Source organism: Janthinobacterium sp. GW823-FHT03B06 (genome assembly GCF_058796955.1).
Window position 1 is genome coordinate 107654 of the sequence record NZ_JBXAJE010000005.1, and the last position, 22166, is coordinate 129819.

General features: G+C 63.1%; 15 protein-coding genes and 1 tRNA gene. 10 read left to right on the top strand and 6 right to left on the bottom strand.

Features of this window, described 5'->3' with window-relative positions:
• Nucleotides 1-130 precede the first annotated feature (130 nt).
• From dnaX to AC1RBA_RS17895, 5 genes are all read left to right on the top strand, one after another.
• Nucleotides 131-2455, top strand: coding sequence for a DNA polymerase III subunit gamma/tau (gene dnaX, locus AC1RBA_RS17875; protein ID WP_492419398.1), 2325 nt, complete (start codon nucleotides 131-133; stop codon nucleotides 2453-2455).
• Nucleotides 2456-2495: 40 nt separating this feature from the next.
• Nucleotides 2496-2822, top strand: coding sequence for a YbaB/EbfC family nucleoid-associated protein (locus AC1RBA_RS17880; protein ID WP_034759121.1), 327 nt, complete (start codon nucleotides 2496-2498; stop codon nucleotides 2820-2822).
• Nucleotides 2823-2869: 47 nt separating this feature from the next.
• Nucleotides 2870-3460, top strand: a complete 591-nt coding sequence (recR, locus tag AC1RBA_RS17885) for a recombination mediator RecR (protein ID WP_076570564.1) — start codon at nucleotides 2870-2872, stop codon at nucleotides 3458-3460.
• A 7-nt stretch (nucleotides 3461-3467) separates the two neighbouring features.
• The gene (locus tag AC1RBA_RS17890) at nucleotides 3468-4688 is read left to right on the top strand and encodes a CaiB/BaiF CoA transferase family protein (RefSeq protein WP_492419401.1); all 1221 of its coding nucleotides are present in this window, start codon (nucleotides 3468-3470) and stop codon (nucleotides 4686-4688) included.
• A 132-nt stretch (nucleotides 4689-4820) separates the two neighbouring features.
• The gene (locus tag AC1RBA_RS17895; protein WP_492419403.1) at nucleotides 4821-5954 is read left to right on the top strand and encodes an esterase-like activity of phytase family protein; all 1134 of its coding nucleotides are present in this window, start codon (nucleotides 4821-4823) and stop codon (nucleotides 5952-5954) included.
• Here the strand turns inward: AC1RBA_RS17895 and AC1RBA_RS17900 are convergent.
• The 4 genes from AC1RBA_RS17900 to AC1RBA_RS17915 all read right to left on the bottom strand — a co-directional run bounded on the left by AC1RBA_RS17900 (nucleotide 5923) and on the right by AC1RBA_RS17915 (nucleotide 13578).
• Nucleotides 5923-8082: a putative bifunctional diguanylate cyclase/phosphodiesterase gene (locus tag AC1RBA_RS17900; RefSeq protein WP_492419405.1), complete on the bottom strand. Its 2160-nt coding sequence runs from the start codon at nucleotides 8080-8082 to the stop codon at nucleotides 5923-5925. The two genes, AC1RBA_RS17895 and AC1RBA_RS17900, sit on opposite strands and share 32 nt — an antisense overlap.
• Nucleotide 8083: 1 nt before the next feature.
• Nucleotides 8084-10942, bottom strand: a complete 2859-nt coding sequence (locus AC1RBA_RS17905) for a hybrid sensor histidine kinase/response regulator (RefSeq protein ID WP_492419407.1) — start codon at nucleotides 10940-10942, stop codon at nucleotides 8084-8086.
• A 375-nt stretch (nucleotides 10943-11317) separates the two neighbouring features.
• Nucleotides 11318-11518 carry a YbdD/YjiX family protein gene (locus AC1RBA_RS17910; protein WP_010396213.1) on the bottom strand — a complete coding sequence of 67 codons (201 nt, stop codon included), beginning with the start codon at nucleotides 11516-11518 and terminating at the stop codon, nucleotides 11318-11320.
• Nucleotides 11518-13578, bottom strand: a complete 2061-nt coding sequence (locus tag AC1RBA_RS17915) for a carbon starvation CstA family protein (RefSeq protein WP_070224851.1) — start codon at nucleotides 13576-13578, stop codon at nucleotides 11518-11520. The genes AC1RBA_RS17910 and AC1RBA_RS17915 overlap by 1 nt, the downstream gene beginning before the upstream one ends.
• Before the next feature lie 246 nt (nucleotides 13579-13824).
• Here AC1RBA_RS17915 and AC1RBA_RS17920 point away from each other — a divergent pair, with 246 nt between their 5' ends.
• The 5 genes from AC1RBA_RS17920 (at nucleotide 13825) to AC1RBA_RS17940 (ending at nucleotide 19449) form a co-directional block, all read left to right on the top strand.
• Complete coding sequence (locus tag AC1RBA_RS17920) at nucleotides 13825-15195, top strand: cache domain-containing protein (RefSeq protein ID WP_070224852.1); 1371 nt, start codon at nucleotides 13825-13827, stop codon at nucleotides 15193-15195.
• Between the two features lie 16 nt (nucleotides 15196-15211).
• Nucleotides 15212-15841 (top strand): response regulator transcription factor, encoded by a 630-nt coding sequence (locus tag AC1RBA_RS17925; RefSeq protein WP_070224853.1) that lies wholly within the window; start codon nucleotides 15212-15214, stop codon nucleotides 15839-15841.
• A gap of 205 nt (nucleotides 15842-16046) precedes the next feature.
• Nucleotides 16047-17219, top strand: a complete 1173-nt coding sequence (locus AC1RBA_RS17930) for an EAL and HDOD domain-containing protein (RefSeq protein WP_492419409.1) — start codon at nucleotides 16047-16049, stop codon at nucleotides 17217-17219.
• Between the two features lies 1 nt (nucleotide 17220).
• Nucleotides 17221-19266: a putative bifunctional diguanylate cyclase/phosphodiesterase gene (locus AC1RBA_RS17935; RefSeq protein ID WP_492419411.1), complete on the top strand. Its 2046-nt coding sequence runs from the start codon at nucleotides 17221-17223 to the stop codon at nucleotides 19264-19266.
• Nucleotides 19267-19359: 93 nt separating this feature from the next.
• A tRNA-Ser gene (locus tag AC1RBA_RS17940) sits at nucleotides 19360-19449 on the top strand.
• Between the two features lie 547 nt (nucleotides 19450-19996).
• Here AC1RBA_RS17940 and AC1RBA_RS17945 read toward each other — a convergent pair.
• Together AC1RBA_RS17945 and AC1RBA_RS17950 are read right to left on the bottom strand one after the other, a co-directional pair.
• Complete coding sequence (locus AC1RBA_RS17945; RefSeq protein WP_409026878.1) at nucleotides 19997-20368, bottom strand: hypothetical protein; 372 nt, start codon at nucleotides 20366-20368, stop codon at nucleotides 19997-19999.
• 727 nt (nucleotides 20369-21095) lie between these two features.
• Nucleotides 21096-21845: a hypothetical protein gene (locus tag AC1RBA_RS17950; RefSeq protein ID WP_409026877.1), complete on the bottom strand. Its 750-nt coding sequence runs from the start codon at nucleotides 21843-21845 to the stop codon at nucleotides 21096-21098.
• Between the last annotated feature and the right edge of the window lie 321 nt (nucleotides 21846-22166).

Here is a 22166-nt window from a genome sequence, read left to right on the forward strand (position 1 = left end):
TTCCATATTTCCAGCTGGCCATGTTATACAATTGCTGCTTTGCCGCGTTTGCCAGGTTTGCCTGGCCCGGCCATGAGGCTTGCGCCCGCCGCGCAGGATCACCCGCAAAATCGCATGGTAAAATCTCAGCATGTCCTATCAAGTCCTCGCCCGTAAATACCGCCCCAAGAATTTCGAGACGCTCGTCGGCCAGGAGCACGTCGTGCGCGCGCTCACGCATGCCTTGCACAGCGGCCGCTTGCATCACGCCTACCTGTTCACGGGCACGCGCGGCGTCGGCAAGACGACCCTGTCGCGCATCCTGGCCAAATCGCTCAATTGCATCGGCCCCGACGGCACGGGCGGCATCACGGCCCAGCCTTGCGGCGTCTGCGAAGCGTGCACGGCGATCGATGCGGGACGCTTTGTCGACTATATAGAGATGGATGCGGCGTCGAACCGCGGCGTCGATGAAATGGCGCAACTGCTGGAGCAGGCGGTCTACGCGCCCAGCAATGCGCGCTTCAAGGTCTATATGATCGATGAGGTGCACATGCTGACCAATCACGCCTTCAATTCCATGCTGAAGACGCTGGAAGAGCCGCCCGAGCACGTCAAGTTCATCCTGGCCACGACGGACCCGCAAAAGATACCCGTGACCGTGCTGTCGCGCTGCCTGCAGTTCAACCTCAAGCAGATGCCGCCCGGCCACATCATCAGCCACCTGGACAATATCCTGGGGCAGGAAGGCATCGCCTTCGAACAGCCGGCCTTGCGCCTGCTGGCCCAGGGCGCCCACGGTTCCATGCGCGATGCGCTGTCCTTGACGGACCAGGCCATCGCGTATGCGGCCGGCGAAGTCACGCTCGACGCCGTGCAAGGCATGCTGGGCGCGCTCGACCAATCGTACCTGGTGCGCCTGCTCGACGCGCTGGCGCAGCAGGATGGCGCCGACTTGCTGGCCGTGGCCGACGAGATGGCCTCGCGCAGCCTGTCGTATAACGGCGCCCTGCAAGACCTGGGCACCTTGCTGCACCGCATTGCGCTGGCGCAAACCGTGCCCGCCGCCTTGCCGCAGGATTTGCCCGAATACGCGGACATCGTGCGTTTGGCCGCCGCGTTTGACGCGGAAGAAGTGCAGCTGTTTTACCAGATCGCCGTGCATGGCCGCAATGAACTGGGCCTGGCGCCCGATGAATACGCAGGCTTTACCATGACCTTGCTGCGCATGCTGGCCTTTCGGCCCGGCATAGGCGGCGCCGAAGGCGTGCCGGCTGCCGCACCTGCGTCGGCTCCTGGCAATCGTCCCGCCGCCGTGGCCGCCGCGCGCGCCGCCGCTGGCGCATCCGCACCGGCCGCCCGCGCCGCCACGAACAGCGTGGCCAGCCATGCCGCCGTGACACCGCCCGCCGTTGTGGCCGCAGCCGCCGCCAGCATGGCCCGCAGCGAAGCGCCGCCGCCACGCGCAGCGGCACCCGCACCCGCACCCGCACCCGCACCCGCACCTGCAGCAGCCCCGGCAGCCGTACCAGCGGCGCCGGCGCCCGCCGCTCCTGTTCCTGCGGCTGCCCCGGCAGCATCGGGCGCCCCGATCAGTTCCGCCCGCGCCGCCATCAATGCGGCGCTGGAAGCGGCCCGTGCCGCCTCGAAAGGCCGTCCGGGCAGCGCACCGTCGGCGCCATCGTCGGCGCCCAAGCCGGCCGCTCCCGCACCGGCCGCCGTAGTCGCTACGCCAGCCCCGGCAGCACCCGTCCAGGCAGCACCGCCGCCGGCCGCCGCGCAAGCGCCGGCGCCGTGGGACGATGCTCCGCCAGTGGCCGTGATGGAAGCGCCCGCGCTTGCGCCCGTGCAGCAGGCACGTCCCGCCGCGCCGCCGCCACAGCAGCAAGCCGATGACGACTTGCCGCCGTGGGTCACCGAATTTTCCGACGACAGCGCCTCGGCCGCCGTGTCGGCGCCCGCCGCGCAGGGCAGCGAGCAACCGGCCGTCGTCATGCCGCAGCGTGCCGCCAAGCAAGCCGCGCCCAGCGGGCCGTATGTGATCACGCCCGTTCCCGGCCTGGACTGGGACGGCAACTGGCCGGCCGTGGCCGCCGTGCTGCCGCTGCGCGGCGTGGCCCAGCAGCTGGCCGTGCAGGCCGAGCTGATCGAATGCCTGCACGACGGCCACAGCACCACGTTCCGCCTGCGCGTGCCGATCGACACGTGGCGCAGCCCGGCCAACGTGGAAAAACTGGCGGCCGCGCTGAGCGAGCGCTTCGGCCGCAAGGTCAATGTCGATACGGAACTGGGCGCCGTCTGGTACACGGCCAGCGCGGAAGCGCAGGCCCACCGCGAGGCGTGTCAGCTTGCCGCGGAAGCAACCATCGCCAGCGATCCCTTCGTGCTCGACATGAAGCGTGCATTCGACGCTTTTGTCGTGCCGGGAACGATTACCCCTGCACCGGCCGGCTCCGCCGCGCCGACCCTGCATTGATGATTAACACACTCACAAACTGAATTAACGGAGCATTCTTATGATGAAAAATCAACTGGCTGGCCTGATGAAGCAGGCGCAAGCAATGCAAGACAACATGAAAAAGGCCCAGGAACAACTGGCGCTGGTGGAAGTGGAAGGCCAGTCCGGCGCCGGCCTCGTGAAAATCGTCATGACGTGCAAGAACGACGTCAAGCGCGTGTCCATCGACCCGTCGCTGCTGGCCGACGACAAGGACATGCTGGAAGACCTGGTGGCTGCCGCCTTCAACGACGCCGTGCGCAAGGCGGAAGCGACGTCCGCGGAAAAAATGGCAGGCTTGACCGGCGGCATGAACTTGCCAGCCGGCTTCAAAATGCCATTCTGATGCACAGCCGCATGCGCTCGATCTGTGGCACAGGGCAAGGTTGATCCATGTCCAAGTCGCTTGAATTCCTGACCGAGGCGCTGCGGCGCCTGCCCGGCGTCGGCCCCAAGTCGGCGCAGCGGATGGCGTTTCATTTGTTGCAGCACGACAGGGAAGGCGCGGCCATGCTGTCGCGCGCCTTGTTCCAGGCCGTCGATGCCGTGCATCACTGCGGCCTGTGCAACACCTTTACCGAACATGAAGTGTGCGAGACCTGTCTCGACGAAGAGCGCGACAAGCGCTTGCTGTGCGTGGTGGAAACGCCCGCCGACCAGCTGATGATCGAGCAGACGCTCACCTACAAGGGCCTGTATTTCGTCCTCATGGGGCGGCTCTCTCCGCTGGACGGCATCGGCCCGAAAGATATCCACCTCGAAAAATTGCTGAACCGCGCCAACGATGGCGTAGTGAATGAAGTGGTGCTGGCCACCAATTTCACGAATGAAGGCGAAGCGACGGCCCATTACATCAGCGAAATGCTGAAGGCGCGGGGCTTGCGCGTGAGCCGCCTGGCCCGCGGCGTGCCCGTGGGTGGCGAACTGGAATACGTCGATGCGGGCACGATTGCCCGCGCGATGCTCGACCGCAGGGCAACCTGAGCACAACATGACAGAATCCTCCGCGACCACTGGTCCATTGCAAGGCATTAAAGTGCTGGAACTGGGCACCCTGATCGCGGGGCCGTTCTGCGCCCGCATGCTGGCCGAATTCGGCGCCGACGTGATCAAGATCGAGTCGCCCGATGGCGGCGACCCCATCCGTACCTGGCGCGTGCTGAAGGACGGCACCTCGCTGTGGTGGTCGGTGCAGGCGCGCAACAAGAAAAGTTTAACGCTGAACCTGAAGACGCCCGAGGGCCGGGCCATCGCGCGCCAGCTGGCCCTGGAAGCGGACATCATCATTGAGAACTACCGCCCCGGCGTGCTGGAAAAGTGGGACTTGGGATACGAACAACTGAAGAAAGACAAGCCTTCGCTCATTATGGTGCGCCTGTCCGGCTTTGGCCAGACGGGACCGATGAAGGATCTGCCCGGTTTCGGCGCCATCGGCGAATCGATGGGCGGCTTGCGCTATGTGTCCGGCTTTGCCGACCGTCCGCCCGTGCGGGTCGGCGTGTCGATCGGCGACTCGGTGGCGGCCCTGCACGGCGTGATCGGCGCCATGATGGCCTTGCGCCACCGCGACGTGACGGGCGGGCGGGACGGCGGGGAAGGGCAGATGGTCGACGTGGCCCTATATGAATCCGTGTTCAACCTGATGGAGTCGCTGGTGCCCGAATACGACCAGGCGGGCGTGGTGCGCGAGCGCACGGGCGGCTCGCTGCCCGGCATCGTGCCCTCGAATACCTACACGACGGGCGACGGCGAAAACATCGTGATTGCGGGCAACGGCGACGCCATCTTCAAGCGCCTGATGCTGGCCATGGGCCGCATCGACATGGCGGGCGACCCGCAACTGGCGCGCAACGACGGCCGGGTGGCGCGCACGCAGGAAATCGACGACGCCATCGGCGCCTGGTGCGCCACGCACACGATAGCCAGCGCGCTGGCCGTGCTGAAGGCCGCCGACGTACCGGCCGGGAAGATTTACTCGGTGCGCGACATGATGAGCGATCCGCAATTTCTCGCCCGCGACATGTTCGAACAGCACCATTTCGCCGACGGTACCCCTGTGAAACTGCCCGCCATCAGCCCGAAACTGTCGGCGACGCCGGGCAAGACGCAATGGCTGGGACCGACCCTGGGCCAGCATAACGACGAGGTGCTGGCGTCGCTCGGCTATGACGCCGCCGCCATCGCGCAACTGAAGGCCGATGGGGTGGTGTGATTCATTCTTAGCCGACAGAATTAAAGCTGGGGTCAGACCCGGCGGGTCTGACCCCTGAATTTCGAAGCCAACAATGTTGTCGGCTTACGCGCTTCGCGCTAAGCCGACCTACGCAACTCACTGATACCTGTCATGCATCGAATTTTCCGTACCGCGCTTGTCCTGGCATCCAGCACTATCCTCCTCTCCGCCTGCGCCAGCTTTCCCCACGACGCGCCGATTACCGGCCTGCGCCTGATCGGCGAGCAGCGCATCGCGCTTAAGTACGCGTTCGAGGGCACCACGGTGGGCGGCTTGTCGGGCATCGACTACGATGCGGCGAGCAATACTTGGGTGATGGAAAGCGATGACCGCTCGGAAATCAATCCGGCCCGCTTCTACCGTGCTGCCTTGAATTACGACAGCAAGGCGTTCTCTGGCGTGACCTTAAACAGCGTGCATTTCTTCACGCAGCCCGATGGCAGCCGCTACCCGAACCTGGCCCATGCAAAGCTGGACCGGGGCGACCAGGTGCCCGACATCGAAACCATCCGCGTCGATCCGCGGGACGGCAGCCTGTGGTACGGCAGCGAAGGCAACCGCAAGGTGGGCCTGCACCCGTTCGTGCGCCACGCGGACCGCGATGGAAAATTCCTGGCCACCTTGCCCACGCCCGCCATGTTCAATGTCTCGAAGGAAGAAATCGGCTCGCGCAACAACATGACGTTTGAAGCGCTGTCGTTTGCCAGCGATGGCAAGAGCTTGTGGCTGGGCATGGAAGCGGCCCTGTACCAGGACGGCCCGCTGGCCACGCCCGACAACGGCTCCGTGGTGCGCATCACGCGCCTGGACCGCGCCGGCAAGGTGCTGGGCCAGTATGCGTATCCGATTGAGCCCGTGGCGTCGCGGCCCGCGCCGGGGCGCGAGGCGGACAATGGCGTGTCGGAAATCCTCGCCGTGAACGGCCATCAGGTGCTCGTGGTGGAGCGGGCCGGCGTGGCCAACGCGAACGGCCTGTACACGAATCACGTGCGCATCTACGAAATGGAGACGGATGGCGCCACCGATATCCAGGCCATCCCGGCCCTGGCGGGCGCGGCTTATGTGCCGGCGCGCAAGCGATTGCTGCTGGACCTGGAAAAGACCGGCTTGCCCCGGGTCGACAATATCGAAGGCATCAGCTGGGGGCCGCGCCTGGAAAACGGCCGCCGCAGCCTGGTGGTGATTTCCGACGACAATTTCAATCCGCAGCAAGTCACGCAAATCCTTGCCTTCGAAGTGCTCTAGTTTCCAGACTGGCCAGTTGGCCCGCCTGCCTGGCCAGCATGGCCGTGATCGTGTCGTGCGGCGACGGGTGGCCTAAAAAGTATCCCTGGGCCATGTCGCAGCCGTATTCTTCCAGCATCAGCAGTTGCTCGTCCGTTTCCACGCCCTCGGCCACCACCACCATTTTCAAGCCATGCGCCATGGCGATGATGGCGCGCGTGATGGCGGCATTTTCCGTATCCTGCGGCAAGCCGGCGATAAAACTCTTGTCGATTTTTAAAGCCCGCACGTCGAAGCGCTTCAGATAATTCATCGACGAATATCCCGTGCCGAAGTCGTCGATGGACAAGTAGACGCCGATGCCGCGCAATTGCTCCAGGGTCACCATGGTGGCGCGCGCATCGTCCATCAGGGTACCTTCCGTCAATTCCAGTTCCAGCAGGCGCGCATCGAGGCCCGTGTCGGCCAGTGCCGAGAGCACGATCTGCATCAGGTTTTCATCCTTGAATTGTTTGGCCGACAGGTTGACGGCCATGCGGATGGCGCGCCCGCCATGGCTTTGCCAGGCCTTGGCCTGGTTGCAGGCCGTGCGCAGCACCCATTCGCCGATGGGCACGATCAGTCCCGTCTCTTCGGCCAGCGGGATGAATTCCGTGGGCGAGATGATGCCCCGCTCCGGATGGCGCCACCGCACCAGCGCTTCCACGCCCACGATCTGCGTGCTGGGCACGTCGATCTGCGGCTGGTACAGCAAATACAGTTCGTTGTTTTGCAAGGCTTTGCGCAAGCCCACTTCCATCTTGACGTGGCTCATGATTTCCATCGTCAGCGAGGAGCTGTACAGCTTGGCGTTGTTCTTGCCGCAGTTCTTCGCGTGATACATGGCCGTGTCCGCATATTTGAGCAGCGAGTTGCAGTCCTCGCCATCTTCCGGATACAGCGAGATGCCGATGCTGGCCGTGACGAAAATCTCGTGCCCCTCGATCATGAAGGGCCGGCGCATGGCTTCCTTGACCCGGTGCGCCACGTTCAGCGCGTCTTCCACCCGCTCCAGGTCGGGGATCAGGATCGTGAATTCGTCGCCGCCCAGGCGTGCCAGGTTGCTGCCGCCGGAGGACGCCTCGAACTCGTGTTCGGCGCGCAGCACCAGGTCGCTGGGGCGGATGGTTTCGCGCAGGCGCTCGGACACCACCTTGAGCAAATGGTCGCCCACGTCGTGGCCCAGGGTGTCGTTGATGCGCTTGAAGGCGTCCAGGTCCATGAACAGCACGGCAAATTTCTTGTCGTGCTCCTTCGAACGCAGCAGTTCCCGTTCCAGGGTTTCCAGGAAGGCCTGGCGGTTGGGGATGCCCGTCAGGCTGTCGCAATAGGCGAGGCGGCGGATCTGCTCTTCCGTGCGCTTGCGCTCGCTGATGTCGCGCACCAGGCCCAGCACCTCGTCGGCCCCCGTCGCCACCAGGCGCGCCTCGAAGTGGCGCGTGCTGTCCTCGTGCGTGAGCGTGTAGTCGACCGAGCCGATGTGCTGCGTGGTCAGCACGGCGTGCGCCTTGTCCAGCAGGCGCGCGGCGATTTCGGGCGGCAGCACGTCGCGGATATGGCTGCCCACGCAGTTGCTGATGGAAAAGCCGGCGCTGGCGTCGTGGCCCTGTTCGTAGTCGAGATAAAAGCCTTCGCGGTTGAGACGGAAGAAGGTGTCGGGGATGGCGGCCAGCACGGCGCGGTTGTGCGCGTCGGCGATGCGCAGACGGGCGATGGCGTCGCTGGCGCGCAGCACGTACAGCACGCGGTGCCCGAGGATGGGCCAGTTGATGGGTTTGGAAATGAAATCGGTGGCGCCCACCTCGTAGGCGCGCGTGACGGCTTCCAGTTCGTCGCCGCCCGTGACCATGATGACGGGCACCGTGCCGCCCACTTCCTGGTGGCGGATTTCGCGGCACACGGCAAAGCCGTCCATGGCGGGCATGTCGACGTCGAGCATGACGAGGTCCGGACCGCTGTGCTTGTAGCTGGCCAGCGCCTGCACGCCGTCTTCGGCCTCGATCACGTCCAGGCCCACCTGCGTGAGCATTTGCCGCATCAGCAAGCGCATCACGGGATCGTCGTCGGCCACCAGCACCAGGCCGCGGGGAGGGGAGAGGGGCGCTGTCATGTCAGTGTTCCTTCACGAGGATGGCGTTCAGCGATTCGCGTACGGTCAGGAAGGCTTGCTGCATCTGCAGCAGCAGGGGAGCCGCGCCCTCGGTGCTGCCGGCGCGGCCCAGTTTTTCCATCTCCTTGCACAGCTGCGCCAGGCCGTCGGCGCCCACGTTGGCGCTGCCTGATTTGAGGCTGTGCGCCACCTTGCGCAGCGCTTCCGCGTCCGCGCCGGCGATCGCTTCGCGCATGGCGCTCAACTGGCGCGGCGTCTCGCCGGTAAAGGCCTGGATGACCCGTTCCAGCAGCGCATCGCCGTCGGCGTGCGACAGGGCGCGGATGTTTTCCAGCGCTTGCCGGTTCAGCGGCTGGACCGATGCCGTGGCGGCGGATGGCGGCGTCACCTCGGGCGGCGCTTCTTGCGGCGTCTGCGGCTCCGGCGCTTCGCTGTGGTGCACGGTGGCGGCGCGCGGCAGGGTGATCCAGCGCGCGATCGTGTGGCCCAGGTCCTGCTGCGTGAACGGTTTACTCAGGTAATCGTCCATGCCGGCCGCCAGGCATGCTTCGCGGTCGCCCTGCAGCGCATTGGCCGTGATGGCGACGATGGGCAGCACGCGCGCGTGGCCGCACTGCTGTTCGTGGCGGCGGATTTCCGCCGTGGCGGCAAAGCCGTCCATCACGGGCATCTGGCAATCCATCAGGATCAGATCGAAATCCTCGGCCTGCGCCGCCTGCAGGGCTTCTTCGCCGTTGCGCGCGCAGACCACGTCCAGACCCAGGCTGTCGAGCATGGCCAGCGCCACTTCCACGTTGACGGGGTTATCTTCGGCCAGCAGCACGCGGCGGCGCTGGCGCCGGCTCACCTGCCGCGCCGCATGCGGCGGATGGATGCGCAGGCTATCGCTGGCGCGCGGCGGCGTGACGATGCAGTCGAACAGGTCGCATTCGCGGGCCGGCTTGATCAGCTGGAAGGCCACGCCCGCCTCGCGCCGCTGCACGGGGTCGGCCGCCGCCTGTTCCGTGCTCAGCAGCAGTAATTTGAGGTCGGCCAGCAGCGGGTCGCTCTTGATGGTGGCGGCCAGGGCCAGGCCGCTGGTGCGCGGCAATTCCATGTCGAGCAGCGCCACGCCATATGGCGTGCCCGCCTGGGCCGCCGCGCGCAGCTTGGTCAGGCAGTCGCTGGCCGTGCCGGCGCTGTCGCTGACGATGTGCCAGCTGGCCAGTTGCCGCTCCAGCACGGCGCGCGTGGCGGGTGTGTGGTCGACGATCAAGGCGCGTAACCCTCGCGTGGTTTTCAGGTTGAAGGAGGGGTCGTCGCTGTCGACTCGCCGCTTATCGAAATTTACTTCGAACCAGAAGATCGAGCCTTGCGTTAAAGCATTATCAACGCCGATAGTGCCGCCCATCAGTTCCACCAGCTGTTTCGAGATCGTCAACCCAAGGCCCGTGCCGCCGTGCTTGCGCGTGGTCGAGCCGTCCGCCTGCGAGAACGATTCGAAGATGCGCGTCTGCGCCTCGTTTGATACGCCGATGCCCGTGTCGTGTACCTCGAAGCGCAAGCCCACGCTGGGCGCGTCTTCGCTGCACACGGTCACCTTCACGGTGACCTTGCCCGTTTCCGTAAACTTGATGGCGTTGCCCAGCAGATTGACGATGATCTGGCGCAAACGGTTCGGGTCGCCGCAGATGGCGATCGGAATGTCGTAGGCGATGTCGAATTCCAGGCTGATATTCTTCGCTTCCGCCTGCGGCGCGAACACGTGTTCTATGTCGTCGAGCAATTCGCGGAAATTGAAGCGGATGTATTCCACGCTCAGCTTGCCTGCCTCGATCTTGGAAAAGTCGAGGATGTCGTTGATGATCACCAGCAGATTCTGCCCCGAGCGCTGCACCATGCTCGTGTAGTGGCGCTGCTGCGGGCTCAAAGGGCTGGCCAGCAGCAATTCCGTCATGCCCAGCACGCCGTTCATCGGCGTGCGGATTTCATGGCTCATGGTGGCGAGAAACGCGCTCTTCGCCTGGCTGGCCGCCTCGGCCGCATCCTTGGCCTTTTCCAGCTGCGCCGTGCGCACGCCCACCTGGCGCTCGAGCTGGTCGCGGTAATTGGCCAGGGTGCTGTCGCGGCTGTCGATCTGCGCCAGCATGTCGTTGAAACTGTCGATCAGCACGCCCAGCTCGTCGCTGCGCTGGTGCGCAATGCGGTGGCTGTAGGTCTGGCTGCTCGACACTTTTTGCGCCGTATCGATCAGCTTGGTGATCGGTTCGGCGATCACGCTCTTGAAACGCCGCGCGAGGAACACGGCGATCAGGAAGGACAGCACGGTGGCGCCGCCGATGGCGCCCACGTGGCGGCCGATGTCGCGCCACATGTGGTTCAGGTCCGCCTCGATCAGCACGGCGCCGATGATCTGTTGCGGCTCGCCTGGCCGGTAGACGGGGCGGTACAAGCGCATGGCGGGCGCCAGGGTCGTGCCCGAGCCTTGCGTGACGGGCTGCACGGCCATGTCGGCCAGCAGGGCCGGGTCCATGTCTTCCGGCGCTGCCAGGCCGTCCGCATGCTGCGGCGCGCGGTACAGGGCGAACAGGCGCCCGCCCTTGTCGAACAGGGCCGCCTGGGCCACCTCGTCGCGCGCGGACAGTGCCGCCAGCACCTGTTCCGCCTGCGCCTGCGCCGGCTTGCCCAGCTGCATGGGCGCCGCGCTGGCCGCGCCGATCACGCCCGCCAGCGACAGCAGTTGCTTGCCTTCATCGTTCTTGTGGTTGAGCACGGAAGTCAGCGCAAACGCCACGAACACCAGCAGCAGCGCGCAGCCCGACGACAATACCGAAATCATGGTCAGCTTCTGGCTGATGCTGGAGCGTTGGAAATTGAACATGGTTGTGGCGCTTCTCCGGTCGGCCTGTTGACTGTTTTTTAATTTCCTATTGGAAAAATATAGACGCGAAGACACATCCCTATATTGATGTGGGTCTAATGGAGGAGAGGGGAGGGGAACTTATAAGAGATGAAACAACGGAGGGCAGCACATAGGTCGGATTAGCGCGGCAAAGCCGCGCGTATCCGACACCACCACCGGCCGCGCCAACGATGTTGTCGGATTACGCTCTACGAGCTAATCCGACCTACGCAACTGACCCCGGTATTTGCTTTTGGGGATGCAATTAAACCCCTGAAAGGCCGGGGTCAGACCCAGGAGGGGGCATGTGTCCCAATGGGGCACATGCCGATCCCGAAGGGACTGACCATACTATTAACAACAACCTCCACGTTTTCCCGCCCCGCCGTAACGGGCTTCCTGCCGCTCGCGGAAAAACTCTTCATACGTCATCATCGGCTCGCCGGGATGGGTCACTTCCCGGTGCGCCACATAGGTGTCGTACTCGGGCAAGCCGCACATGAGCCGCATGCTTTGCCCCAGATACCGTCCAGCCTTGATGATTTCATCTATCATCATTGCACCGTGGGCATGGCCTGGAACGGCGTTTCCTTGGTGCTCGGTTTGCTGTCGGCGCGCGCCTTCATGATGGTGCGGATGCCGAAGAACAGCACGCTGATCACGACGATGACGAAGAAGGCGGCCAGGCCGGCGTCGAGGTAATCGTTGAAGATGATCTGCTGCATCTGCGCCACCGACTTGGCCGGCGCCAGCAGGGTGCCTTCATCGAGGGCCGCCGAGTATTTCTTCGCATGCGCGAGGAAACCGACGCGCGGGTTGGCGTCGAAAATCTTTTGCCAGCCCGCCGTCAATGTGCACAGCAGCAGCCAGATCGTCGGCGTGATGGTGACCCATGCATACTGGCCACGTTTCATCTTGAACAGCACGCAGGTGCCGAGGATCAGTGCAATCGCCGCCAGCATCTGGTTGGCGATGCCGAACAGCGGCCACAGGGTGTTGATGCCGCCCAATGGATCGACCACGCCCTGGTACAGGAAGTAGCCCCAGGCCGCCACGCACAGGCCCGTGGCCAGCAGGTTGGCGATGACGTTTTCCGTCTGTTTCAGCGCTGGCACGAAGCTGCCCAGCAAGTCTTGCAGCATGAAGCGGCCGGCACGTGTGCCCGCATCGACGGCCGTCAGGATGAACAGCGCTTCGAACAGGATGGCGAAGTGGTACCAGAAGGCCATCATGGCCTTGCCGCCGATGGCGCCGGACAGGATCTGCGCCATGCCCACGGCCAGGGTCGGTGCGCCGCCCGCGCGCGAAATGATGCTGTGCTCGCCAACGTCCTTGGCCGTTTGCGTCAGCATTTCCGGCGTGACATAGAAGCCCCACTGCGAAATCGCCTGGGCGGCGGACTCCGCCGTGGTGCCGATCAGGGCGGCCGGGCTGTTCATGGCGAAATAGATGCCCGGCTCGATGGTCGAGGCGGCCACCAGGGCCATGATGGCCACGAACGATTCCATCAGCATGGCGCCGTAGCCGATGAAGCGGGCGTGGCTTTCGTTTTCAATCATCTTCGGCGTGGTGCCCGAGGAAATCAGCGCGTGGAAGCCGGAAACGGCGCCGCAGGCGATCGTGATGAACAGGAAGGGGAACAGATTGCCCGACCAGACGGGGCCGGAGCCGTCGATGAACTTGGTCATGGCCGGCATTTTCAGGTAAGGCGCGACGACGATGATGCCGATGGCCAGGCCCAGAATCGTGCCGATTTTCAGGAAAGTCGACAGGTAGTCGCGCGGCGCCAGCAGCAGCCACACGGGCAGGACGGAAGCGATGAAGCCGTAGCCGATCAGCATCCACGTCAGTTCCGTGCCCGTGAACGTGAACATCGGGCCGAGAACGGCATGTTCCTGCACGTACTGGCCGCCGATGATGGCCAGCATCAGCAAGACAAAGCCGATGATGGAGATTTCGCCGATGCGGCCCACGCGGATGAAGCGCGAGTACACGCCCATGAACAGGGCGATGGGAATCGTCGCCATCACGGTGAAGCTGCCCCAAGGCGAGCCCGTCAGAGCCTTGACGACGATCAGTGCCAGCACGGCCAGGATGATGACCATGATCATGAAGCAGCCGAGCAGAGCGATCATGCCGGGAATTTCGCCCAGTTCAGCCTTGATCAGGTCGCCCAAGGAACGGCCATCGCGGCGCATGGAAATGAACAGCACGATGAAATCCTGCACGGCGCCGGCAAACACGACGCCCGCCAAAATCCACAGCATGCCGGGCAGATAGCCCATCTGCGCGGCCAGCACGGGCCCGACCAGGGGGCCGGCGCCGGCAATCGCCGCGAAATGGTGGCCGAACAGCACATATTTGTTGGTCGGCACGTGGTCGAGGCCATCGTTGTGCTTGAACGCGGGCGTCATGCGGCGTGCATCGAGGCCCAGCACCTTGTCGGCGATGAACAGGCTGTAGAAACGGTAGGCGATCAGATAGACGCAGACGGCGGCGATGACGATCCAGATCGCGCTGATCGGTTCGCCACGTTGCAGGGCGACAACGCCCAGGGACCCGGCGCCTGCCAGCGCAAGCGCTGCCCAGCCGAGCTGTTTGAAAATGCGGTTCATGCTTCCTCCAGAGATTGACGGGCGCTGTGCCGTGCGATGATGTGTGCTGCCGAGCCTGGTCGTCGCCAGTTTGGATGTTACTTTTGGTGTATCTGCAGCTTATGGCAAGTATTCAGGAATCGTATAATTGCCGCAAGCGCAGCACTACGCAGTAACGCTCAGTATTACTACGCAGACCGATCGCCGCGCCGCGACGTAAAATCACCCATTCCCACCAGCATCGACGCCGCCGGAGCGCGCAAGGCCATGAAACTCAGACAGAAAGTCATCTTCCTGGCCATCACGCCGCTGATCCTCGCCCTGTGCGCCATTGCGTTTGCCGTGCGGCACCAGGCGATTACCCTGGCCGAGCAGCAGCGCGCCACCATCCAGCAAGCGTACCTGGCCAGCAAGGAAGCCGAGCTCAAGCATTACGTGACCCTGGCCAGCCACTCCATCGCCTCGTTATATGGTTCTGGCCGCAAGGATGACGCCACGCAAGAGGAGGCCAAGCGCATCCTGTCCGCCCTCAGCTATGGCGACGACGGCTATTTCTTCATCTACGATTTGCAGGGCAAGTCGCTGATGCATCCGCGCCAGCCCGAGCTGGTGGGGCAGAATCTGTGGGAGCTGCGCGACGCCGAGGGCAATCTGACCATCCAGCGCCTGATGCAGCGGGCGAAGAGCGGCGGCGGTTTCGAGCGCTACAACTGGATCAAGCCGTCGACCAACAAGTCCGCGCCCAAGCTCGGCTATGTGATCCTGATGCCGGAATGGGGCTGGATGATGGGTACCGGTATTTACATGGACGACGTGGACCAGGCGCTGGCCAAGGTCGACGCCCAGCAGTCGCGCAATATCCGCTCGACCATGGAGTTGATCGCCGCCATCGCCATCCTCGGCTCCCTGCTGGTGGCTGCCTGCGGCCTCGTGCTGAACTTGCGCGAACTGCGCGTGGCCGATGCCAAGCTGAAAGTGCTGGCGCAGCGCGTGGTTGAATCGCAGGAGGAAGAGCGGGCGCGGCTGTCGCGTGACTTGCATGACGGCATCAGCCAGTGGCTGGTGTCGATCAAGCTGCAGATCGAGGCGGGCATCGCGCGTCTGGCCGGCAATGCGGAACAGAAAGACAAGGCGCCGGCCACGTTCGAGCGTGCCGCCGAGCAGCTGAACAAGGTGCTGGGCGAGGTGCGGCGCATTTCGCACAACCTGCGCCCGGCCATCCTCGACGACCTGGGCCTGGCCGCCGCGCTCGACCACCTGGTGCATGAATTTAACGACAGCAGCAGCGCGCAAGCCAGTTTCACGGCCAGTCCGGCGGCGGCGGGCGAGGGCTTGCCCGACATGGTCAATACCGTGCTGTTCCGTATCGCTCAGGAAGCGCTGACCAATTGCGAGCGCCATGCCCACGCCCGCGGCGTGGAAGTAAGCCTGCGCGAGGCGGGCAAGGCCGTGGAATTGCGCATCCAGGATAACGGCGGCGGCTTCGACTTTGACGGCATCGCCCTGCATCCGCAGCGCGGCATCGGCCTGCGCAACATGACGGAACGCATGGAAGCCATCGGCGGCAGCCTGCACATCACCTCGTCCCCGGCCGGCACCGTGGTGCTGGCGCGGCTCGCCCTTTCATCCACCCACTAAGAACAGATACGCAACCATGACCGAGAAGATCAACATCCTGCTGGTGGACGACCACCCCCTCGTGCGCGACGGCTTGCGCGCGCGCCTGGAAGCGGTGGCGCATTTCGACGTGGTGGCCGAGGCGGGCGGCGCCGACGAAGCGCTGGCCCAGGCGCGCGCGCACCAGGTGGACCTCGTGTTGATGGATATTAATATGCGCGGCACGAACGGCATCGAGGCGACGGCGCTGTTCAAGCAGGCGTTCCCGCAGATTGCCGTGCTGATCCTGTCCATGCACGACAAGCTCGAATACGTGTCGCAAGCCATCGCCGCGGGCGCGCGCGGCTATGTACTCAAAGATGCTCCAGGGAAAGATATTGTGTTTGCCATCGAGACGGTGATGTCCGGCGGCATTTATTACAGTGCGGCGCTGGCGCGGCAGCTGTCGCGCCCGCAAGTCCACGATTCCTTCCTCACCACGCGCGAGCAGCAAGTGCTGCAGCACATCGCGGCGGGCCAGTCGAACAAGCAGATCGCCCGCGTGCTGGACCTGAGCGTGCGCACGGTGGAGACGCACCGGCTGAACATCAAGCGCAAGCTCGGCATCGAAGGGCAGGCCGAATTGATCAAATATGCGGTCGAGCATGCACAGGGCGGCAGCGCCTGAGAAGGCGCGCGCGGCGGCACCCGCATGCCAGGCGGGTCTCGCGGGGGAATGTTCTTTTTGAATATTTATTGCCAAAATTAAACTGTTTCATGGGTGAGATTCGGATAGAATGAATCTCGCTGTCGAAATGGCATCCCTGTCGGGCCAGGGTTGCCAATGCTGGTCAGTTTATTTACTATGGCGCCCTACCCACACTGAGATACCGATGTCAGCGTCTGAATCAAACCTGTTTCCGTTGGTGGGATTACAAGCAGTAGCCAATGCTCATAACGAGTGGGTCGCTGTCACCCTGCATGTACCGCAGGCCTCGACGGCGTCGCTGCTGGCGGCGCTGGCCGCCGCCGATGCGTATGCCTTCCTGGCGCCGCTCGACTGCATCATTCCCCTGGCCGACCCGCATGGCGTGGACGAGGCCGTGCTGGCGCAACTGGCGCCGCAACGCACCATCTTCCGTTTGCCTGCCCATCTTGCCGACGACAAAGCGCTGCAGAAAAAATGCCGGCAATGGCGCGACGCCGGCTACCGCATCCTGCTCGATGGCGCCGAGGCCGGTCCCGTGACGGCGGCGCAGGTCGATGCGCGTGCGCTGAGCTTTGACGCGGCCGGCGCCCGCCCGGCCCTGCATCAGCTGCTGCCCTTGCCGGGGCCGCACCTGGCCTACAACATCGCTGACGCGGGGCAGATTGCCGAATTGCAAGAACTCGGCGTGAGCTGGTTTGCCGGCGATTACGCCCTGCAGCATGCGCGCCAGCAAAGCGAGCCGGAAGACGCCACGTCGCGCCGCCGCGTGCTGGCGCTGCTGGGCCTGCTGGCCCGCGATGCCGACGCGCACGAGCTGGAAGTGCCGCTCAAGCAAGACCCATCGCTCAGCTATCATCTATTAAAACTGGTCAATTCCGCCGCCTTCGGTTTCACGGCGCCGATTAGCAGCTTCAGCCAGGCCATCACCCTGCTGGGCCGGCGCCAGCTGCAGCGCTGGTTGCAACTGCTGCTGTATGCGCGCCAGCAAGATGACGGCAAGATCCACGCGCTGCTGCCGCTGGCGGCCGTGCGCGCGGCGCAGATGGAAGCGCTGTGCCAGCTGCGCGGCGGCGACCGCGACGCGCAAGACCTGGCCTTCATGGCAGGCGTGTTTTCCCTGCTCGACGTCCTGCTGGGCATGCCGATGGAAGACATCATCGCCACCCTGAACCTGGCGCCCGAAGTGAGCACGGCCTTGCTCGAGCGTAATGGCGAGCTGGGCACCTTGCTGGCGCTGGTCGAAAGCGCCACGCCGCCGCCCGACGGCTTGCGCCGCGCCGGCATCGATGGAGAAACCTATTGGCGCAGCCTGCTGCAGGCCTACCAATGGGCCATCCAGGTCAGCCGGAACCTCTAGCATGACCCTGTTTCCGGTGTCGGATTTCCTCGCTGACAGCGCCGCCCTGTGCGACGCCGTCGTGCGTTTGCGCGGCTCTGCGCTGGTAGCTGAGCTGGGCCGTATCGCCAGCACCGTGATGGCCAGCCCGCATGGCCAGTTCCTGCCCGCGGCCAGTACGGACGCCGCTGCGCCAGCCGTGCCGTTTCCCGGCGATACGCCCGCCTTGTTGCAGGAAGTCAGCTTCGACGGCCATTGCTTCGGCCATTACAGCGTGGCCGGCCGCCCGCTGTATAACAATGCCGACCGCCGCCACCTGGCCAGCCTGGCATCGTTGACGGCCGGCGTCTTGCAGGTGCATTCGCTGGCGCAACGCTCGACCCATGCCTACGCGCAAGTCGAAGCCTTGCTGGCGCAGCAGACGCAAATCCTCGACCAGTTGCACGAATCCGTGCTGACGATGGACTTGACGGGCTACATCACCAGCTGGAACAAGGGCGCCGAGCGCCTGTTCGGCTACACCTCGGTGGAAGCCGTGGGGCGCAACATCCTGTTCCTGTACGACGACGAAGACACGGGTTTCCACGACGCCTTCCTGGAGCAGGGAGGGCGCCTGATGGAGGTGCGCCGGCGAAAGAAGTCGGGCGAGGTCTTCTGGGCCAGCCTGTCCTTGTCGCCGCTGCAAGACCTGGACGACAAGCCCATCGGACTCATCGCCTACCTGACGGACATCACGGAACGCAAGCTGGCCGAAGAGCGGCTGCACCACCTGGCCTACTACGACCCGCTGACCAGCCTGCCCAACCGTACCTTGCTGGCCAAACTGGTCGACCAGGCTCTCAGCGTGGCGCAGCGCAGCAAGATGCTCGGTTGCGTGCTGTTCATCGACCTGAACCGTTTTAAGCTGATCAACGACACCCTGGGCCGGCGCATCGGCGACGAACTGCTGCGCCAGGTCTCCTTGCGTTTCCGCCAAGTATTGCGCGACCAGGACCTGGTGGCCCGCCTGGGCGGCGACGAGTTCGCCGTCGGCCTGTTCGACATCGGCCAGCATTTCGAAGCGAGCATGGTGGCGCAAAAGCTCCTCGCCTCGCTGGTGGAGCCGTTCCTGATCGAGGACCACGACCTGCGCGTGGGCGCCAGCATCGGCATCAGCGTGTATCCGCAGGACGGGCAGGATGCGGAAACCCTGCTGCGCCTGGCCGACATCGCCATGTACCGCGCCAAGCAGGACAGCGGCGGCGAAGCGGAAAGCGTGGCCTTCTACAGCCAGGACATGAACCAGGGCATGCAGGCGCGCATGCGCCTGGAAACAGGCTTGCGCCAGGCCCTGTCGGAGCAGCAACTGCTGCTGCACTACCAGCCGAAGTACGCGCTCGGCAGCGGGCGCATCATCGGCGCCGAAGCGCTGGTGCGCTGGCATCACCCGCAGCACGGCATGATCCCGCCCGCCGAATTCATCCCCCTGGCCGAATCGACGGGCCTGGTGGTGCAGGTGGGCGAATGGGTGCTGGAAGCGGCCTGCGCCCAGGCGCAAGCATGGAAGCTGGCTGGCCTGCCGCCGATCCGCCTGGCCGTCAACGTTTCCGCGCGCGAATTCACGGCAGCCTTGCCCGCCAGGGTGGCGGCGACCCTGGCCCGCTACGGCCTGGAAGCGGCCTGGCTGGAACTGGAAATCACGGAAAGCACCCTGATGCACAACATCGAGAGGGTCATCGCCATCATGGACCGCATCACGGCCCTGGGCGTGGCCCTGTCGCTGGACGACTTCGGCACCGGCTATTCGAGTCTGTCCTATTTGAAGCGCTTTCCCATCGATACCCTGAAAATCGACCGTTCGTTCACCACCGGCATCCCCACCGACGCCAGCGACTGCGCCATCGCCAGCACCATCATCAGCATCGCCCAGCAGCTGCACCACAAGGTGATCGCGGAAGGCGTGGAGACGGCCGAACAGCTGGCCTTCCTGAAGAGTTCCGGCTGCGACGAAGTACAAGGCTACCTGTTCTCGCGCCCGCTGCCGGCGAGGGAGTTCGAGCGGGCGCTGCGGGAAAACTGGGGCGTGTAGGTGTCTGCCCCAGCCCTTGCCGTTGGGGGAGTAAGGTCACGACAGTACTAGCCATTGGTAAGCCAGTGACCTTTATGTATAATGCTGCCATCTGGAAGCGTGGCCGAGTGGTTGAAGGCACTAGTCTTGAAAACTAGCGACGGGTTAAACTGTTCGTGAGTTCGAATCTCACCGCTTCCGCCAGGAAATAAAAAGAAGAGCCGCCCCCTTGGGCGGCTTTTTTTATTTCCTGGCGGAAGCGAGCAGGGCGCCTGCGCGCCCTGCGTGTGAGATTCGAAGGGCTGGGCCTACCGGCCCAGCCCGCCCCGAATCCTCCAACCGCTGCCGCTGCGCGGCAGCTTCGCGCGCCGAGGGCGCGCGTTCGTGGTTCTAATTAGGTTTGCGATTGAGCCAGCTTTCACAGCAACCGACGCATCAGTTCGTGTCCGAATAGCGGACCTGACCCCCGCGCCCTGACCCCCGCGCCCGGGCGCCTTCGCGCCCTGCGTGTGAGATTCGAAGGGCTGGGCCTACGGGCCCAGCCCGCCCCGAATCCTCCAACCGCTGCCGCTGCGCGGCAGCCCCGCGCGCCGAGGGCGCGCGTTCGTGGTTCTAATTAGGTTTGCGACTGAGCCAGCTTTCACAGCACCCGACGCATCAGTTCGTGTCCGAATAGCGGACCTGACCCTCGCGCCCCGCTCGCGCCCCGGAAAGTGAGGCTGATTTCGCTGCCAAGCAACACCAGTAGCCATTATAAGTCGGCGCCACCGACCCGCCTCCTGAGTTTTATTGCAATACTGGCACCTAGTTTGCCCCCTAACCAAATTATAGCTGCGAAAGCAGCAAGTAGCGGAAGTGCCACCACCGCGAATCCGTAAGTAACAAGGACGACAGGTGTCCATAGTACCAACGCACCAAGGAATGCACTGATGCCAATGGTTTTGAGCCAGGAGCTTCCTAAAACTATACCTTGAAGGATACCTGTTAAAAGCCCCGCCGCGATGACCGCCAGTACCTTTAGGACGTCAGGGAGCGATTCAGCATACATATACGCCAGAAAAGCAGCACCGATACTCGTTGTAGCGCTTAAAATACCAACTAATCCAATTTGTTTTTTACTCATCATTGCCTGAAACGGAATAAGTTTCCCCTTGGAAAGTGGAATGAAACATAGTGATAGGTTCCAGAGTACGCGATTTATATCTGGATTTGACAGTTGCGTTGCAGGTTATTTTGGGAGTACTGCAACGTATACTCTACACATATCACGACCTTGATGTTACTAGGGGACTCAAGTCGATTGGGGAAAGCCTTGATGTTACTGGAGTACTCAAGTCGATCCGGAACGTTGTTGATGCTCCTAGGGGACTTAAGTTGAACCGGAAGGGTGTAGATGCTCCTCAGGAACTCAAGTCGATCCGGGATGTTTTGAATGCTCCTGGAGAACTCAAGTCGAACAGGAAACGACGAAAAGAATAGCGTAACTAGCGTAACTTTTATGTTCTGTGGGCTAGATTCATAGTGAGATACGCTATTGCATCATCGTTGTCTCGCAGGGGCATGATTGAAGTGCCGATGCCAGATCAGTGTGTTAGGCTTGCACGCAGAAAAAAAGCTGTCATTTTGTTGTCATTCTTAGGCTAGAACAGCCCAAAAACAACCCAAATAATGACAGGCTTCTTCTTGCTAACTACTTGATTTTAAAGAATTCAGTGGTGGAGACGGCGGGAATCGAACCAGCCGCGCACGAAGTCCACTTTGGACCAGTCTAGGGCTACCGGTTCAGAATGCAAGCGGCAACAGGTTGCGGCCCTTACCGGATGCGTGCGCGAGGATGCGTGCTCATGGGGTTAACGGTCGATCAAGGAACCCAGCATGGCGTGCGCTTGAAGGTCACTACGGGCCGCCGCCTCTTCCTCGCCGCTTAAAATCCAGTGCGTCCTGCCGTCTTGCGTATTACTGCTGCCATATGCCTGCATCGCCTTGCGCAATGCCTGTTGACGCTCCGGCGGTAGCGCGTCGAGCCTGGACTGGCTGAAAATATTGATGGGATACACGTCGCGTATATGCTCATACTGCAGCCCGTTGCGCTTGATGGCGCCCCAATTATTGCCAGGATCGGAACTGGCCGGTACAAACGGATGGGCTTCATCGATTATCCGATAGCCGCCTGCGTAACCCGTACCATAGCCCAGCGTTTCGCTGTAGCCGTACACATAATCGCAATGATCGAGCAAGCCAGATATGCCCTCTGCGCATTGAAACAGCTGTGCCAGCGACAGTTTGCTGGCGTTGATAGCCAGCATCAGCGAACAGCTATTTGAATACAGGGCGAGAACGTCGCAGTTCGCCCACTCGTCTATATCGTCGGGTGGTACGACCCGAGGCGAATACAGGCTGATGCTGTCGGCATCAGGTGCGAACAGGGTTTTCTCGTAGTTTTTCTGCGAAAACTTGACGACCTTGCCGGTCTTGCTGCCGTAGCGATCGACGCGCTCGCCCACCTGCTCAAACCAGGCAAACAGTTGCGCGCTGGCGGCGGCAGGAATAAATGGGCTATTCTTTTTGAATTCGCCTACAAGGAAATGAAATTGCTCCATGTGTCACCATAGTGAATGTTCTGCGCGCATGATGCCATGCGCGCGGCCATGCGGCTAGCGTGCGCGAGAGCATGCGGCTGCGCGCCATTTCAGTCTACATTTGATTTTCATAGCAAAAATTGCATTGGTGCAGGTATACAAAGACTTTTCAGCTTTTCGACCGAACCAGCTCTCACAGCATCCACGCCTAAGCCCGTGCCTGAATGTCAGACCAAACTCCAGTGTATTTTGTAGCAATTCCAACAACACCACCCCACCAGCATGGTATATAACGAATACATGTCACTGCATGTGTGACGCACAGAACCGGCGAGTGTGGTG

Coding starts and splice junctions, on each gene's coding strand:
- recR (WP_076570564.1), top strand. CDS start 2,870: ATGTCCAAGTCGCTTGAATTCCTGACCGAGGCGCTGCGGCGCCTGCCC.
- AC1RBA_RS17925 (WP_070224853.1), top strand. CDS start 15,212: ATGACCGAGAAGATCAACATCCTGCTGGTGGACGACCACCCCCTCGTG.
- AC1RBA_RS17915 (WP_070224851.1), bottom strand. CDS start 13,578: ATGAACCGCATTTTCAAACAGCTCGGCTGGGCAGCGCTTGCGCTGGCA.
- AC1RBA_RS17935 (WP_492419411.1), top strand. CDS start 17,221: ATGACCCTGTTTCCGGTGTCGGATTTCCTCGCTGACAGCGCCGCCCTG.
- AC1RBA_RS17930 (WP_492419409.1), top strand. CDS start 16,047: ATGTCAGCGTCTGAATCAAACCTGTTTCCGTTGGTGGGATTACAAGCA.
- AC1RBA_RS17950 (WP_409026877.1), bottom strand. CDS start 21,845: ATGGAGCAATTTCATTTCCTTGTAGGCGAATTCAAAAAGAATAGCCCA.
- AC1RBA_RS17890 (WP_492419401.1), top strand. CDS start 3,468: ATGACAGAATCCTCCGCGACCACTGGTCCATTGCAAGGCATTAAAGTG.
- AC1RBA_RS17880 (WP_034759121.1), top strand. CDS start 2,496: ATGATGAAAAATCAACTGGCTGGCCTGATGAAGCAGGCGCAAGCAATG.
- AC1RBA_RS17900 (WP_492419405.1), bottom strand. CDS start 8,082: ATGACAGCGCCCCTCTCCCCTCCCCGCGGCCTGGTGCTGGTGGCCGAC.
- AC1RBA_RS17905 (WP_492419407.1), bottom strand. CDS start 10,942: ATGTTCAATTTCCAACGCTCCAGCATCAGCCAGAAGCTGACCATGATT.
- AC1RBA_RS17945 (WP_409026878.1), bottom strand. CDS start 20,368: ATGAGTAAAAAACAAATTGGATTAGTTGGTATTTTAAGCGCTACAACG.
- dnaX (WP_492419398.1), top strand. CDS start 131: ATGTCCTATCAAGTCCTCGCCCGTAAATACCGCCCCAAGAATTTCGAG.
- AC1RBA_RS17910 (WP_010396213.1), bottom strand. CDS start 11,518: ATGATAGATGAAATCATCAAGGCTGGACGGTATCTGGGGCAAAGCATG.
- AC1RBA_RS17920 (WP_070224852.1), top strand. CDS start 13,825: ATGAAACTCAGACAGAAAGTCATCTTCCTGGCCATCACGCCGCTGATC.
- AC1RBA_RS17895 (WP_492419403.1), top strand. CDS start 4,821: ATGCATCGAATTTTCCGTACCGCGCTTGTCCTGGCATCCAGCACTATC.